Source organism: Rhodopseudomonas palustris HaA2 (assembly GCF_000013365.1).
GTDB lineage: Bacteria > Pseudomonadota > Alphaproteobacteria > Rhizobiales > Xanthobacteraceae > Rhodopseudomonas > Rhodopseudomonas palustris_J.
In genome coordinates this window covers 2,997,587-3,012,193 of the sequence record NC_007778.1, presented here as the reverse complement: position 1 = coordinate 3,012,193, position 14,607 = coordinate 2,997,587, and the positions used below count along the sequence as shown (strand labels likewise).

At 65.4% G+C, this 14,607-nt stretch carries 16 protein-coding genes and 1 pseudogene; 5 read left to right on the top strand and 12 right to left on the bottom strand.

Features of this window, described 5'->3' with window-relative positions:
* Nucleotides 1–27: 27 nt before the first annotated feature.
* From RPB_RS13255 to RPB_RS13225, 7 genes are all read right to left on the bottom strand, one after another.
* Nucleotides 28–234: a hypothetical protein gene (locus RPB_RS13255; RefSeq protein WP_011441517.1), complete on the bottom strand. Its 207-nt coding sequence runs from the start codon at nt 232–234 to the stop codon at nt 28–30.
* 800 nt (nt 235–1,034) lie between these two features.
* Nucleotides 1,035–1,571 (bottom strand): DUF4142 domain-containing protein, encoded by a 537-nt coding sequence (locus tag RPB_RS13250; protein ID WP_245258220.1) that lies wholly within the window; start codon nt 1,569–1,571, stop codon nt 1,035–1,037.
* Nucleotides 1,572–1,695: 124 nt separating this feature from the next.
* The gene (locus RPB_RS13245) at nt 1,696–1,911 is read right to left on the bottom strand and encodes a hypothetical protein (protein ID WP_011441515.1); all 216 of its coding nucleotides are present in this window, start codon (nt 1,909–1,911) and stop codon (nt 1,696–1,698) included.
* 14 nt (nt 1,912–1,925) lie between these two features.
* On the bottom strand, nt 1,926–2,153 hold the full coding sequence (locus tag RPB_RS13240) for a hypothetical protein (protein ID WP_011441514.1): 228 nt from the start codon (nt 2,151–2,153) through the stop codon (nt 1,926–1,928).
* 224 nt (nt 2,154–2,377) lie between these two features.
* On the bottom strand, nt 2,378–2,896 hold the full coding sequence (gene ldtR / locus RPB_RS13235) for a transcriptional regulator LdtR (protein ID WP_011441513.1): 519 nt from the start codon (nt 2,894–2,896) through the stop codon (nt 2,378–2,380).
* A gap of 331 nt (nt 2,897–3,227) precedes the next feature.
* Nucleotides 3,228–4,793, bottom strand: a complete 1,566-nt coding sequence (locus tag RPB_RS13230) for an AMP-binding protein (protein WP_011441512.1) — start codon at nt 4,791–4,793, stop codon at nt 3,228–3,230.
* An 80-nt stretch (nt 4,794–4,873) separates the two neighbouring features.
* Nucleotides 4,874–5,344: a DUF6163 family protein gene (locus RPB_RS13225; protein WP_011441511.1), complete on the bottom strand. Its 471-nt coding sequence runs from the start codon at nt 5,342–5,344 to the stop codon at nt 4,874–4,876.
* 176 nt (nt 5,345–5,520) lie between these two features.
* On the opposite strand from RPB_RS13225, the gene hemB reads away from it, so the two are divergent.
* The 3 genes from hemB (at nt 5,521) to RPB_RS13210 (ending at nt 8,094) form a co-directional block, all read left to right on the top strand.
* Entirely contained in the window at nt 5,521–6,573 is a 1,053-nt protein-coding gene (hemB, locus tag RPB_RS13220; RefSeq protein ID WP_011441510.1) for a porphobilinogen synthase, read from the top strand.
* Nucleotides 6,574–6,707: 134 nt separating this feature from the next.
* On the top strand, nt 6,708–7,250 hold the full coding sequence (locus RPB_RS13215; protein ID WP_011441509.1) for an RDD family protein: 543 nt from the start codon (nt 6,708–6,710) through the stop codon (nt 7,248–7,250).
* Between the two features lie 70 nt (nt 7,251–7,320).
* Nucleotides 7,321–8,094 (top strand): arginyltransferase, encoded by a 774-nt coding sequence (locus RPB_RS13210; protein ID WP_011441508.1) that lies wholly within the window; start codon nt 7,321–7,323, stop codon nt 8,092–8,094.
* Nucleotides 8,095–8,271: 177 nt separating this feature from the next.
* Here RPB_RS13210 and parC read toward each other — a convergent pair whose 3' ends face one another.
* Both parC and RPB_RS13200 read right to left on the bottom strand, forming a co-directional pair.
* Entirely contained in the window at nt 8,272–10,533 is a 2,262-nt protein-coding gene (gene parC / locus RPB_RS13205; protein WP_011441507.1) for a DNA topoisomerase IV subunit A, read from the bottom strand.
* Nucleotides 10,534–10,571: 38 nt separating this feature from the next.
* Complete coding sequence (locus RPB_RS13200; RefSeq protein ID WP_011441506.1) at nt 10,572–11,066, bottom strand: winged helix-turn-helix transcriptional regulator; 495 nt, start codon at nt 11,064–11,066, stop codon at nt 10,572–10,574.
* A gap of 84 nt (nt 11,067–11,150) precedes the next feature.
* Between RPB_RS13200 and RPB_RS13195 the strand changes: the two genes are divergently transcribed.
* Complete coding sequence (locus RPB_RS13195; protein ID WP_011441505.1) at nt 11,151–12,035, top strand: SDR family oxidoreductase; 885 nt, start codon at nt 11,151–11,153, stop codon at nt 12,033–12,035.
* On the opposite strand, the gene RPB_RS13190 is transcribed toward RPB_RS13195, so the two are convergent.
* Nucleotides 12,032–12,655 carry a TetR/AcrR family transcriptional regulator gene (locus RPB_RS13190; RefSeq protein WP_011441504.1) on the bottom strand — a complete coding sequence of 208 codons (624 nt, stop codon included), beginning with the start codon at nt 12,653–12,655 and terminating at the stop codon, nt 12,032–12,034. The two genes, RPB_RS13195 and RPB_RS13190, sit on opposite strands and share 4 nt — an antisense overlap.
* Nucleotides 12,656–12,756: 101 nt before the next feature.
* Here RPB_RS13190 and RPB_RS13185 point away from each other — a divergent pair.
* Nucleotides 12,757–13,402 (top strand): annotated as a pseudogene (locus RPB_RS13185) (glutathione S-transferase family protein).
* 14 nt (nt 13,403–13,416) lie between these two features.
* On the opposite strand, the gene recO reads toward RPB_RS13185, so the two are convergent.
* Together recO and RPB_RS13175 are read right to left on the bottom strand one after the other, a co-directional pair.
* Entirely contained in the window at nt 13,417–14,166 is a 750-nt protein-coding gene (recO, locus tag RPB_RS13180; protein ID WP_011441503.1) for a DNA repair protein RecO, read from the bottom strand.
* Nucleotides 14,167–14,218: 52 nt separating this feature from the next.
* The gene (locus RPB_RS13175) at nt 14,219–14,599 is read right to left on the bottom strand and encodes a hypothetical protein (RefSeq protein ID WP_011441502.1); all 381 of its coding nucleotides are present in this window, start codon (nt 14,597–14,599) and stop codon (nt 14,219–14,221) included.
* Nucleotides 14,600–14,607 lie beyond the last annotated feature (8 nt).

Below are 14,607 nucleotides of genomic sequence, written 5' to 3'. Positions count from 1 at the left end.
GGCCGTCGCATCCAACGCGATGCGCCCTCACATCGTTTCCTGCTTCGCCCCGCATTCCTTGCAGACATAGCCGACGCGGGTGACGCCCTTCGGCGCCTTGACCTTGTTCGGCGCGCCGCATTTGCCGCAGGTCACCATGATCACGGTGTCGCCCTGCTTCACCGTCACCTTGCGGTTCGCCATCGCCTCGCGCATCAGCCGTTCGGCCTCTTCGCGCATCGCCTTCTTGTCCATGCCGCAGCCTTGTTCCTGAAAATCTCCCGCGCCTTGTAACGCACCGAGGCGACGACGCCGCAAGAATTTCGGGGTGGGGCGCGAATTCCGGTTGACAGGAGGCATCAACTAGGATTATTTCCCCAATGTCCTGTCCGTGAGGGGCGCTTCTCGAGGGCGCTTGTAAAGCGGGACAGATCGGACGGGCCGGGAAACCGGCGCGGACGATAGCCCGGTGAAGCTGACACTGGTCAGCGAAGCCGGACGGACGCGGCGTCCTGCGCGCTGTGCCTCGCAAGCACACGTCCGGGAGGCAGAAGGTCACCGTCCGCCGCTACTACGAGCGGCTGCCGCCTTCGTGGCTGGACGGGCGCAGCAAGGCCGGGGAGATCCCGCTCCACTGTGGTCCCGGAAGAACGGTCCCGATGCCAAAAACCGCCGCGGTGGGCGCGCCGGAAGGCGTTGCGCGATGGTCCGCAAAGCCATCGCGAGAAACCACCAACACCCCGCGCCGACCGGCGCGCCCCCACCCCTCGCTGTGAAGCGACGGGTGCAAAACTCGGGCTCAGCGGAGCCGCGAGAACGAATGGGCGTGGCTGTTTGACAGGTCGATCAATCGGCATAGCGTCATCCTTGGGTGCGAGCGCAGCGAGCCTCGAAGGATGAGCCGCGCGCACCCGTGTCCACATCCTTCGAGGCTCGCCCTGCGGGCGAGCGCCTCAGGATGACGGCGCCGAGATGATAGCCTTGGCTTTCCGCCCTCTCACCTCCGTCATCGCCCGGCTCGACCGGGCGACCCAGTATCCCGGCGCGCCCGCGGATCACTGCAGCCGCTGAAGCTCCTCGCGCGCCTGTTGCAGCAGCGGCAATTGCTGCTGGGCGAAACGACGGACGTCGTCATTGTCGGGGTTGAGCAGATAGCGTTGCAGCATGCCGATCGTGTCGGCGATGTCGGCCTTCTGGTTGACCGTGTAGTCGCGGATGAACGCCTGCCCGACCTCGCCTTGCAGGCCGGCGAGTTCGTTGCGCCGCAGCAGGCTGGGGTCGGCGGCGAAATCGATGTTGAGCAGCGCGAACATGTTGAGCCGCACGATCGCCGCTTCTCGCTGCTGCGCGCGCTCGGCCTGCTCCAGCGCGAACCGCCGCACGGCGTCGTTGCCGCGCGTTGCGGCGATGCCGACGGCACGAATTTGCACCAGGTCGAATTCGTGCATCAGCCGCAGCACGTCGTGACCATTCGGCGGCCAGCCGAACATCCGCTTGATGCCGAAGTCTTCTATCAGCGAGCGTTTGCGCGGCGTTTCAGAGCCCGCGACGGCGCCGGCGAACACGACGATCGCCGGGAGGATTGCGACCAATCCTGCAACCCAACGTATCATCGTCGCTCACCACTCCATTTCAGAGCGTCTTCATCGAAATTGATGTCGGCTCGCGCAAAAACAGAAAGAACTGCCTCGGCTCCGATCAATCACACCGATTGCTTCAGAGACCGGTGAAGCCCGCCTTGACCGGATCATTACTGCCGTCGAGCTCGCGAAGATACACCAGACCACAGACGGTCAAGCGGTTGTCATCGGTCTCGCCGGCCTCGAACAGCGTGCGGATGTAGCTTTCGACCTTGACCTGCGCCTGTTCCGCGGCTTCGCGGCTGGTCAGCAGCCCGTAGGTCTGGATCACGCGTTCGACGGCTCGTTGCATGCGGTGCCTCTGATTCACGCCGCCATCTTGGCGGCTTCGAAGTTTGAAATCGCCTTGTTGGCGAGCTTGATGGGATTGGTCTCACCGCGATGGAACATCTGCACGATCAATTCCAGCAGCGCGTCGTTGGTCGCCGAATTGTCGGCGATTGCCCCGGTGCGGCGCAGATAATTGGCGGCGATATCGTAAGCTCGTCCGATCACGTCGACATTCATGACCCGCAATCCTCGTTCGATCAGCATCGCCCTCTCCAGCGGCTTCGCAACTCGACAAGTCGGGCAGAGGCGAAAAGTTCCCGTCGGGGACCGGAAATTTCGGCACTGCGGGATGGCGACGAAAAAATCGGCTCCCCTTGCGGAGAGCCGATGACGACAGAGCCTGGAGATGAACGGGAGCGCGCGTGCTACCTTCGGTCGGGCGGGCGCGGCGTGAAGCCGGCCGGCGTCGGCGCGTCCCGGATCGGAAATCAGAGCCGGTACAGGATCTGGTCGGTCCAGAACCGCTCGAGCCGGTGCAGCGACTTGTTCAGCGTGGCGAATTCCTCGCTGGAAATGCCGCCGACCTGCTCCACCGTCTTGACGTGCTTCTGATACAGCGCGTCGACGATGTGACGGACTTCCTGGCCCTGCGCGGTGAGACGGATCCGCACCGAGCGGCGATCGACGCGCGAGCGCTGATGATCGAGGAAGCCGAGTTCGACGAGTTTCTTCAGATTGTAGGAGACGTTGGAGCCGAGATAGTAACCGCGCGTGCGCAGCTCGCCGGCGGTCAGTTCCTTGTCGCCGATGTTGTAGAGCAGCAGCGCCTGCACCGAGTTGATATCGGCGCGACCGCGGCGGTCGAATTCGTCCTTGATGACGTCGAGCAGGCGGCGATGCAGCCGCTCCACCAGCGTCAGGGCCTCGAGATAGAGCGGCTGGACCGGCGCTTGTCCTGCGACTGCGGGCGCGGCGGCTTCGGCTGCCGTGGCAACGGCTTTGATCATGACACTTCCCCTGTCGTCTTTTTATGATCGACTTATTCGACGAAACTTGTGTCCCGTCTGATAGGTCCAACTTAATCGGGGCGTTTGAAGATCGGCTTAAATAAGACAATAAAGAGATCATGAATTGAAGACAGTGAATCGCGGATTAAGCCTGCAAATCGGCCACTTCTTGCAACCTTTCGTTGACGGATGCGGCCGGATTCCAAGCTCCCTCGCCCCCCCCTGTCGCATTTGAGAACAGCTTCGTTAGAATTCGAAAGATTCCCGTAACGGACCTGACCGAACCCTTTAAGGTGACCGGAACCTTACCTCGCGCAATTCGAGAAAAATCTTAGGCGACGCCGCGCGTGCGGCCTTCCCAATACGGCGCGCGCAGCACCTTGCGGTCGATCTTGCCGAGACCCGTCACCGGAATCGTCGCGACGAACTCGATCGATTTCGGCGACCACGGCGCGCCGCGCCTCTCCTTCACATGCGCCTGCAGCTCCGCCGCGTCGTTGTTGGCGCCGGGCTTGAGCACCACGAAGGCCTTGACCGCCTCCCCCCATTTCTCGTCCGGAACGCCGATCACGGCTGCCGAGGCGACGCCGTGATGCGCCATCAGCGCGTCCTCGACCTCGCGCGGGTAGATGTTGAAGCCGCCCGAGATGATCATGTCCTTGGTGCGATCGACGATGTACAAGTAACCGTCGGCGTCCTTGATCGCGACGTCGCCGGTGTGCAGCCAGCCGCCGCGGAACGCTTCCTGCGTCGCCTCCGGGCGCTTCCAGTAACCGTCCATCACCAGCGTGCCGCGGACGCAGATCTCGCCCGGCTCGCCGGTGGCCACCTCGCGCAGTTCGGAATCGAGCAGCCGGACGTCGAGCAACGGACTCGGACGTCCGCACGAGCCGAGCCGGCCGGGGATGCGGTCGTCGTGATCTATCTTGCGCATCGTGGTGATGCATTGCGGCGCTTCGGTCTGGCCGTAGAGCTGCACGAACACATTGCCGAAGATCTTGATGCCTTCGCGCAGCCGGTCGGGCGACATCGGCGCGGCGCCATAGACGATCATGTCGAGCGACGACAGGTCGTGACGTGCCCTCACCGCTTCGGCGTCGATCAGCGCGTAGATCAGCGTCGGCACCAGGAAGGCGGCGGTGATGTTGTCCTCGGCCACCACGCGGCAATAGGACTCGATCTCGAAGCCCTGCACCAGCCGGGTGAAGCCGCCGCGCATCATCACCACATAGACGGTGATGCCGGCGGCATGGCTGATCGGCGTCGCGGCCAGATAGCGGATCTCCGCCGGCCAGTCCCAGTCGGCATAGAGGATCACGGCCATCGTCGAGAGCGAGCGATGCGGGATCATCACGCCCTTGGAGCGGCCGGTGGTGCCGCCGGTGTAAGCCAGCCAGGCGATGTCCGCGGTCTCGCTGTCGTCGACCAGCGGCGCCGGCTCAACCGCGGTGAAGCCATCGAGCAGATCGCGCGCGCCCTCGACCGCGCCGAACGACAGCAGATGCTTCAGGCCCGGCACGCGGGCGCGGATCGCCAGCCCGCGCGCGGCGAATTTGCCGGCCTCGACGATCAGCGCGTCGATCTCGGCATCCTCGATAATGAAGGCGTGATCGTCCTCGGCAGCCATCGGATGCAGCGGCGTGTAGCGCAGGCCCATCACCGTCGCGGCCGAGATCGCCGCCCAGGACTCGGCGCGGTTCGACGACAGGATCGACAGCGCGCTGCCCTTGGCGAGGCCGACGGTCCGGAACAGGGTGATGAAGCGGCCGACCGCTTCGCCGAATTCGCGATAGGTCCAGCGCAGATTGTCGTCGGCGATCGCCGGCCGGTCGGCATAGCGCGCGATCGCGTTGACGATCAGGCTGCCGGTGGTTCCGCCGGAATGAAGCTGGCTCATGGTGCGCTCCCCTGTTTTCTTTTTATGATTTGTTGTCGTGCGCCGCCCGGCGCGTTGCCACCGCGGCGGATCGATGGCGCCTATGGCGGCCGTTCGCGGGCGGCCATCCAGGCCAGCGCCAGATAAGCCGCCAGCAGCAGCGCCTCGATCGAGACGACGAGCAGGCTGCCGCCATAGATCGCCGGGAACATCAGCTCGATCACCGCCATCGACACCACGGTGGTCAACCAGACCACCGCGCCCCACGGCGTCGCTAGCCACAGGCCGATCGCCGCCACTAGTTCGATCACGGCGAAATAGACTGTCGCCGTCTGCCAGGCCATCGACTGATACTCGAAGGCATCGTCCTCGCCGCCGACGAAGCCGGTGATCTGGGCCCAGTGATACAGGCCCTTGCAGATCGAGATCACGGCCATCACGCGCAGGAACAGCACCAGCCGCTGGGTCCAGTCGTTCTCGCGGAGGTCGTCGCGCTCGGGCGCAATCGCCGCAACCCCGATAGAGGGGTCTCGCGGAGCGTGTTCACGCGATGAGGGCTGGACTTCGGACATGCGGCTCGCTGTTCGGTGGTCGACGGGGCGAGTCTTGGCCCGCCGGACCGGCAAAATCAATCGCCTGTGATCGTGGCCGACGCCGCCGATTGCGCCAAATCAACAGCGCAGTGACGCGGCAATGCCAAAATGCTAGAATTGCACCAAACCGGACGCCCACAGGGAGAGTTGGCACCATGGCGATCAAATTCGGCCGTCCCATCGAAATGCGCGACCCCGCCCCCCGGCCGTCCGCCCCGTGCCTCGACCTCACCGTGCGCCCGCGTCGCAACCGCAAGTCCGAATGGGCTCGCCGGCTGGTGCGGGAGAATTGCGTCACCACGGACGACCTGATCTGGCCGCTGTTCGTGGTCGAAGGCAGCAATCAGCGGGTCGAGATCGCCTCGATGCCGGGCGTCGAGCGGCTCAGCGTCGATCAGGTGGTTCGCGCCGCCGAGCGCGCCGCCAAACTCGACATCCCCTGCATTGCGCTGTTCCCCTACACGGACCCGTCGCTGCGCGACGAGCACGGCACGGAAGCGACCAACGCCGAGAACCTGGTGTGCCGCACGGTGCGCGCCATCAAGAAGGAGTTCCCCGAGATCGGCGTGCTGTGCGACGTGGCGCTCGATCCGTTCACCAGCCATGGCCATGATGGCCTGATCCAGGACGGCCGCATCCTCAACGACGAGACCGTCGCGGTGCTGGTCCAACAGGCGCTGGTGCAGGCCCAGGCCGGCTGCGACGTGATCGCGCCGTCCGACATGATGGACGGCCGCATCGGCGCCATCCGCGCAGGCCTCGACGACGCCGGCTTCCAGGACGTCCAGATCATGGCCTATGCGGCGAAATACGCCTCGGCGTTCTACGGCCCGTTCCGCGACGCGATCGGCTCGGCCAAGGCGCTGACCGGCGACAAGCGCACCTACCAGATGGACCCGGCCAACACCGACGAGGCGATCCGCGAGGTCGAACTCGACCTCGCCGAGGGCGCCGATATGGTCATGGTGAAGCCCGGCATGCCCTATCTCGACATCGTCCGCCGGGTGAAGGAGACCTTCGCGGTGCCGACCTTCGCCTATCAGGTGTCGGGCGAATACGCGATGATCGCCGCGGCCGCGAACAACGGCTGGCTCGACGGCGAGCGGGCGATGATGGAGAGCCTGCTCGGCTTCAAGCGCGCCGGCGCCGACGGCGTACTGACCTACTTCGCCCCGCAGGCCGCCGAGAAGCTGAAACAGCAAGGCTGATATCAGGGCCGACCGCTCCCGTACCACGCGAAGGGTTGCCGCTCTGTAATGTCGCGGCGGCCTTGCAACGCATGCCGACCGTCGCCATTTCCAGCGCGTCGTGATTTGCGGCGCGAAGCAAGGGAGCGAGGGTCATGTCTGACTACGGTTCGAACGGGCCTGGTGCGCGTGGAAATGCCGGCTGGCGCGACGAGGGGGAAACCTTCGATCCCTGGCGCAATCCGGAGCTATTCCAGGGTGTGCTGACCAAGCGCGTGTTCGCTTTCCTGATAGACTTGGTGGTGTTGTCGATCCCGGTGATTCTCGCCATCGTCTTCATCACGGTGTTCGGCGTGATCACGCTGGGGCTGGGCTGGACGCTGTTCTGGATCGTGTCGCCGGCCTCGGTGATCTGGGCGCTGATCTATTACGGCGCGTCGCTCGGCGGGCCGTATTCGGCGACGCTCGGCATGCGGGCGATGGGTATCGAGATGGCGACGTGGACCGGCGAGCCGGGCTATTTCGTGCTCGGCGCAGTGCACGCTTTCTTGTTCTGGCTGTCGGTATCGATGCTGACGCCGCTGGTGCTACTGGTCGGCCTGTTCAACGGCCGCCGCCGGCTGCTGCACGATATCGTGCTCGGGACGGTGGTGATCAACAGCATGGCGGTCGCGTCACAGCCGGCGCGGTCGTACTGAAACACCAAAGCGATTGACCGGAGGCGGTCGTGGCGCGATGCTGTGTCGCGGTGGAGGTTGACGGACCGACGTGACACAGCACTCGCGCGACACCCCGCAGTTCTATCTGACGGCACCCTCGCCCTGCCCGTATCTACCGGGCCGGCACGAGCGCAAGGTCTTCACCCATCTGGTCGGCAACAAGGCCGGCGAGTTGAACGACCTTCTCACCCATGGCGGCTTCCGCCGCAGCCAGTCGATCGCCTACCGCCCCGCCTGCGACCAGTGCCGATCGTGCGTTTCGGTCCGCGTCGTCGCCAACGAATTCCGGACCTCGCGCAACCAGCGCAAGATCCTCGCCCGCAACGCCGACATCGTCGGCGAACAGCGCAATCCGGTGCCGACGTCGGAGCAGTATTCGGTGTTCCGCGCCTATCTCGACCAGCGCCATCGCCACGGCGGCATGGCCGACATGACCGTGCTGGACTACGCGATGATGGTCGAGGACAGCCATGTCGAGACCCGGATCATCGAGTATCGTAAGCGGACCCCCGACACCGGCATCACCGGCCGCGGCGGCGATCTGATCGCCGCGGCGCTGACCGACGTGCTGGGTGACGGGCTGTCGATGGTGTACTCGTTCTACGAGCCGGGCGAACAGAACCGCTCGCTAGGTACCTTCATGATCCTCGACCACATCGCCCGCGCCCGCCGGCTCGGGCTGCCCTACGTCTATCTCGGCTACTGGATCGAAGGCTCCAAGAAGATGGACTACAAGGGCCGCTATCTGCCGCAGCAGCGCCTGGCCTCCAGCGGCTGGATCCGCATCGACGCGTCGGGCGAGCATCCGGAGCCGCAGGACTAGAGCTTTTCCGGTTCTGATCGAATCAGAACCGGAGCTTTGGATTTGGCGCCACCCGCCGGTCGCGAAGGCGTAGGAGACCAGCTTTGCCGAGATCGAACCGGAACGCTGCGGCGGAGCGAGCGGCTCGTCGCCGCCGCTACAGATCCATGGTCAGGCGAACCGGCGCGCGGCGCGCGATCACTCGATGCCGCGGCCGAATTTGTTCGACTTCGGAAAACCCTTCGGCGGCATTCGGCCGGCATCGGCGCGATTGCCGCGCCATTCGGCCAGTTCCTTCATCGTCGCGCTGAACTCGCGGCCGGCGGAGTCGCGCCAGCTCAGACCTTCCTTGGCCACGAAGGTGACGATGTCGGACAGCCCGCCGTCCTTGTATTTCTGCAGCCGCACGCCGCGGCCGCGCGCCATCTCCGGCACCTGGTCGAGCGGGAAGATCAGCATCTTGCGGTTGTCGCCGATCACCGCGACGTTGTCCGAGCCGTCGCCGACGACGGTCAGCGCCCTCGCCTCGTTCGGCATCTCGACATTGATGATCTGCTTGCCCTTGCGGGTGGTGCCGACGCAATCGTCCTCGCCGACGACGAATCCCTGGCCGTCATGACTGGCGATCAGGAATTTGCGACCGCCCTTGTGCACGAACATCGCGACGATGGCGGCGTCCTGCTCCATGTCGATGAACATGCGGATCGGCTCGCCATGGCCGCGGCCGCCGGGCAGCTTGGCGACCTCGAGCGAGTAGAACCGCCCATTGGTGGCGAGCAGCAGCAGCTTCGACGTGGTCTCGGCGAAGAACGCCCTATCGAGCTTGTCGTCCTGCTTGAAGTTCAGACCGGACAGATCGGCGACGTGGCCCTTCAGGGTGCGCACCCAGCCCTTGTCGGAGATCACCACGGTGACCGGCTCGCGCTCGACGAAGGCTTCCTCGATCGCGGCGAGATCGTGCTCGGGCGCGTCGGCGAATTGGGTGCGGCGCTTGCCGAGCGGTGTCTTCGGCCCGAACATCTCGCGCACCTTGCGCACCTGCTCGCCGACCTTGGCCCACTGCTCGGTCTCGGATTTCAGAATCGCGTTGATGCCCTTCAGCTCGGCGCGCAGATTCTTGTCCTCGGTGCGGATCTCGAATTCCTCGAGCTTGCGCAAGCTGCGCAGCCGCATGTTGAGGATCGCTTCGGCCTGCACATCGGTGAGGTTGAAGGCCTTCATCAGGACGGGTTTCGGCTCGTCCTCGGTGCGGATGATCTTGATCACCTTGTCGATGTTTAGATACGCGATCAGATAGCCGCCGAGCACTTCGAGCCGATGCTCGATCTGCGCCTTGCGGTAGTTCGAGCGCCGCAGCAGCACGTCGCGCAGATGGTCGAGCCATTCGCGCAGACATTCGGCGAGGCCGAGCACCTTGGGGATGCGACCCTTCACCAGCACGTTGAGATTGAGCGGGATCCGGCTTTCCAGCTCGGTCAGCCGGAACAGCGATTCCATCATCAGCGCCGGATCGACGGCGCGCGACTTCGGCTCGATCACGACGCGCACGTCTTCGGCGGATTCGTCGCGGATGTCGCCGACCAGCGGCAGCTTCTTCTCGTTCAACAGTTCGGCGATCTTCTCGATCAGCCGGGACTTCTGCACCAGCCACGGAATTTCGGTGACGACCACGACCCAGGTGCCGCGTGCGCCCTCCTCCTGCATCCATTTGGCGCGGGTGCGGAACGCGCCGCGGCCCGTCGTATAGGCCTCGGCGATGCTCTCCTTGGAATCGATGACGATGCCGCCAGTCGGGAAGTCCGGGCCCTTGACGAAGCGCAGCAGCGCCTTCGTCTTGGCGTCCGGCTTGTCGATCAGATGCAGCGCGGCGTCGCAGAGTTCGGCGGCGTTGTGCGGCGGGATCGCGGTGGCCATGCCGACCGCGATGCCCTGCGCGCCGTTGGCAAGCAGGTTCGGAAAGCCGCCGGGCAGCACCACCGGCTCTTTGGCCTGGCCGTCGTAGTTGGGCCGAAACGCGACGCCGTCCTCGTCGATACCATCGAGCAAGAGCCGCGCGACATCGGTCATGCGCGCTTCGGTGTAGCGATAGGCGGCCGGATTATCGCCGTCGATATTGCCGAAGTTTCCCTGGCCGTCGACCAGCGGATAGCGCGAGGAGAAGTCCTGCGCGAGGCGCACCAGCGCGTCGTAGATCGACTGGTCGCCGTGCGGATGGAACGAGCCCATCACGTCGCCGACGATCTTGGCCGACTTCTTGAACGGCGTGCCGGGGTCGAGCCGCAACAGCCGCATGCCATAAAGAATACGCCGATGCACCGGCTTCAGCCCGTCGCGAGCGTCAGGCAAGGCGCGATGCATGATGGTCGAGAGCGCATAAGCGAGGTAACGCTCTTCCAGCGCTTCACGAAGCTGCACTTCGTGAATCTCGGCCGGCTCCGGCGGAATCAGTCTTTTTCCCATGGCGACGGGTTAGCCTTTGGCTGGGTTTCCGGCAAGTTCTAGAGGGGATACGCAGTCTCGCCGCTCGACACCGGCGCTGTCGCCTCTGCCGCGTCGAAGCGTGCCCGCGCCTGTTCGATCTCGGCAAAATGGCTCTCCGCCCAGCCGACCAGCGCCGTGAGCGGCGTCAGCACCGAGCGACCTGCGGCGGACAGCCGATACTCGACACTCGGCGGCTTGGTCGGGAATACCTGTCGGGCAACCAGGCCGTCGCGCTCCAGATGCCGCAGCGTCTGCGTCAGCATCCGCCTCGAAATGTCTGGAACTGTTCGCAGTAGCGCATTGAATCGCACAGGCTTTTCGGCCAATGCGATCAGCAACAGCGTGCTCCATTTGCTGCCGAGATGGTCGAGCACGTTGCGCACCGGGCAGCGCGAGGCGTCCAGCCCCTGCGCCTGCCAGGCGCTGAAGCGCTCGGTGAGGACGGCCGCGTCGGACGCCGGCTCGGGAGCCGGTGGCAGCGGGTGAAGGTTCCTTGCAGGTGACCTGGACATCAAAAACTGCCTCCTTACGCGATCCTTCGATGGTCTCAATTATAGACCTACTCTCAATCGGACATCAACTCTCGGAGCTTCGCGATGTCTTCCCCCCGTTTTCTCGTCACCGGCGCCAACGGCCAACTCGGCCGTCGCGTCATCGATACCCTTCTCGGGACCATATCGGCCCCGCAGATCAGCGCCCTGGTCCGCGGTGCCGACGCCGCCGCCGCGCTGTCGGCCCGCGGCATTCAGGCCCATGTCGGCGATTACGGCCGCCCGGAGACGCTCGCGCCGGCCCTCGCCGGGGTCGATCGGGTGCTGCTGATCTCATCCAGCGAGATCGGTCGGCGCACGCCGCAGCATCGCAACGTGATCGCGGCCGCCCGCGAGGCCGGGGTCCAGTTCCTCGCCTACACCAGCCTGCTGCATGCCGACATCTCGCCGCTCGGCCTCGCCGAAGAGCATCGCCAGACCGAAGCAGCGCTCCGCGAGTCCGGCGTGCCGTTCGCGCTGCTGCGCAACGGCTGGTACACCGAGAATTATGCCGCCTCGATCCCCGCCGCGCTGGCGCACAGCGCGCTGCTCGGCAGCGCCGGCGACGGACGGATTTCATCGGCATCGCGGGCCGACTATGCGGCGGCGGCCGCCGCGGTGCTGACCGCGGACACGCCGGCCGCCAACCAAGTCTACGAACTCGCCGGCGATGAGGCCTACACGCTGACCGAGTTCGCCGCCGAGATCGCGCGGCAGTCCGGCAAGGCCGTCGCCTACCGCGATCTGCCCGAGGCCGACTACAAGGCCGCGCTGCTCGGCGCCGGCCTGCCGGAGCCGTTTGCGGCACTGCTGGCCGACTCCGACGCCGGCGCCGCCAAGGACGCGCTGTTCGACGACAGCCGCACCCTCAGCCGCCTGATCGGCCGCCCGACCACGCCGTATGCCGAAACGATAGGCGACACGTTGAAGGCATCAAGGCCTGAGCGCTAGGTTCTTCCGATCAGGCCACGCATCAATTCGGACAAGGCAGCCCGCGTCTCCGCCCGGAATTTCCGGCGTGGAGCCGCGAGCTGCTGCAGCACGATCCCCACCAGCGCCGAGACGAAGATCTCCGCATGCAGCTGCGGCCTGCTCGAGCCCGCCGCGGTCAGCGCGAGCTCGGCGCTGCGCCGCCAGGTCTCGTACCATTCGGCGACGATAGGCCGGTAGCGATCGTCGCGCGCCGCCGCCAGGAACGCCTCGTAACAGGCGATATGAATCTCGGCGTCGGAGTCGAGTTCTTTGGTGTACCAGCCGACCAGCGCGTCGATCCACGCTTCCACGTCGAGCGCGTCGCTCTGCAGGCTCAGCGCCAGCGCGCGCAGACGCCTGACCTCGCGCATCAGGGCGAATTTCAGCGCGGCCTCGACCAGCAGATCGCGCGTGCCGAAATGATGGGTGATCGCGCCGAGCGACAGGCCGGTTTCAGCCGCGACCGCCCTGTGGGTGACGCCCTTGAGCCCACCGCGCCCGATGAGGCGCAATGTAGCCTCCATCACTGGGCGCTCGCGGTCACTCGCTTCGAAATCGATCCTGTCCATGCTGTTGACAGCCGCCTCACCTTCGATCATCAATTATAGAACATATGTTCTGTTTTACAGAAAACCTGTTCTGCATCTCGAAACGCCGACGCTCCTAACGCCGCGAAATGCACTATTGAGGAGGAGGCAGAATGCCGACCTATCGCCTGCACTATTTCCCGGAATCCGGAAACAGCTACAAGCTCGCATTGATGCTGACGCTGTGCGGGCAGAGCTTCGAGCCGATCTGGACCGACTTCGGCAGCGGCGTGACCCGGACCCCGGAATGGCGCGCGCGCGTCAATGCCATGGGCGAGATTCCGGTGCTCGAGGAAGATGGCGTGCGGCTGACGCAGACCGCTCCGATCCTGCCTGCAACTCGCCGAGCGCTACGGCCGGTTCGGCGGCACCAGCGCCGACGAGAAATTCGAGGTGCTGCGCTGGCTGTTCTGGGACAATCACAAGCTCAGCAGCTATTGCGCGACCTACCGCTTCTCGCGCACCTACATGCCCTCGGCCAACCGGGACGTGCAGGCGTATTTCCGCAGGCGGATCGACGACGCGCTCGCCATCCTCGGCACGCATCTGGGCGACCGCGCCTTTGCCGCCGGCGACGCGCCGACCATCGCCGATTTTTCGATGATGGCGTATCTGTCGTTTCCCGACGACGAGACCGGCTTCGACCTTGCCGCCAACCATCCGGCGGTGCATGCGTGGCTCGGCCGGATCGCGGCCTTGCCGGGCTGGCGCGCGCCCTACGATCTGTTGCCGGGCCGGCGGTTGCCGCGCTACGCCTGAATTCCGCCGATGGCTCAAACGATCGCCGCCCGCGCCAGATGCTTCGCCACCGCATTGATGAAGCCGTCGCGGGCGTCGGAATGGCCCTGCCCGCGCGGCTCCAGCACGTTGCGCAGCAGGAAGCGCCCGGTCAGATCGAAGCCGTCGCGCAGATCCTGATCGGACCAGCCGTTGCGGCCGTCATTGTCCTCGCGCAGGAAGTCCGGCAGTCGCAACAGCTTTTCGCGCCACGGCTCGCCGGCTGTGCGCGACACCGCGCCGCCGGATTTCGGCGAGACGTAGATCAGGTCGGTGGTCGCTCCGGTTGCCGCACAGGCCGACAGATCGAGGCCGAAGCCGAGTTCGGCCAGCATCGCCAGTTCGAACCGGATCAGATGCGTCGCCGCATCGCCGACGTCGTCGAAATCGTCCAGCGTGCGTTCCAGCATCTCGTATATGTCTTCATGCGGGTCGCGCTCGGGCAACAACCGTGCCAGCGAGGCGAGATGGGTGATGCCGTAAACCGCGTGCGAGGACGCCAGCATCGTGGCGGCGCGCATCCGCGTGCCTTCGAGCTGATAGTATCCCAGATGTTCGTCGAGCCGCGCGCGCCACACCGCGAGCACGCTGTTGCCGGGCTGCAGCAGCGGCCGCAGCCGCGACGACGCGCCGCCGCGCACCAAGCCGAGATGCCGGCCGTGGCCGCGGGTCAAAAGCTCGACGATCGCGCCGGCCTCGCCGTGCCGCCGGACCCCGAGAATGATGCCCTCGTCGCTCCATTCCATCGGCTGATCGTACAGGATTATTCGCCGGAGCGCAGCCGCGGCGGATGCGGCGTCAAGCGGTGAACCAGCCGCGAGCGTCGCCGGTGTAGGACAGATAGATCCCCGCCGCGGTCAGCGCGCTCGACACGATGTCGATCCACAGGCCGGCCTCGAGTCCATTGGCGCCGATGATCTGCGCCAGCGACACCACCGAGAACACCAGGGATGCGGTCAGCACGGCACGCGCCCATTTCTTGCGGCCGTGGGCGGCGAGCCAGACCAGATAGGTCAGCAACATGATCAGCGCGGCGGCGATGGTGTTGGCGGCGGCGACGACGCCGGCCGACATCTCCGGATCCAGGGTGCGATCCTGAAACGCGACGGAGATGCAGTCGAGCGTCAGCGATGCCAGCAGCAGCACCTCGAACCAATAGACATTCTTGGGAACGCTCATTGCGGCGC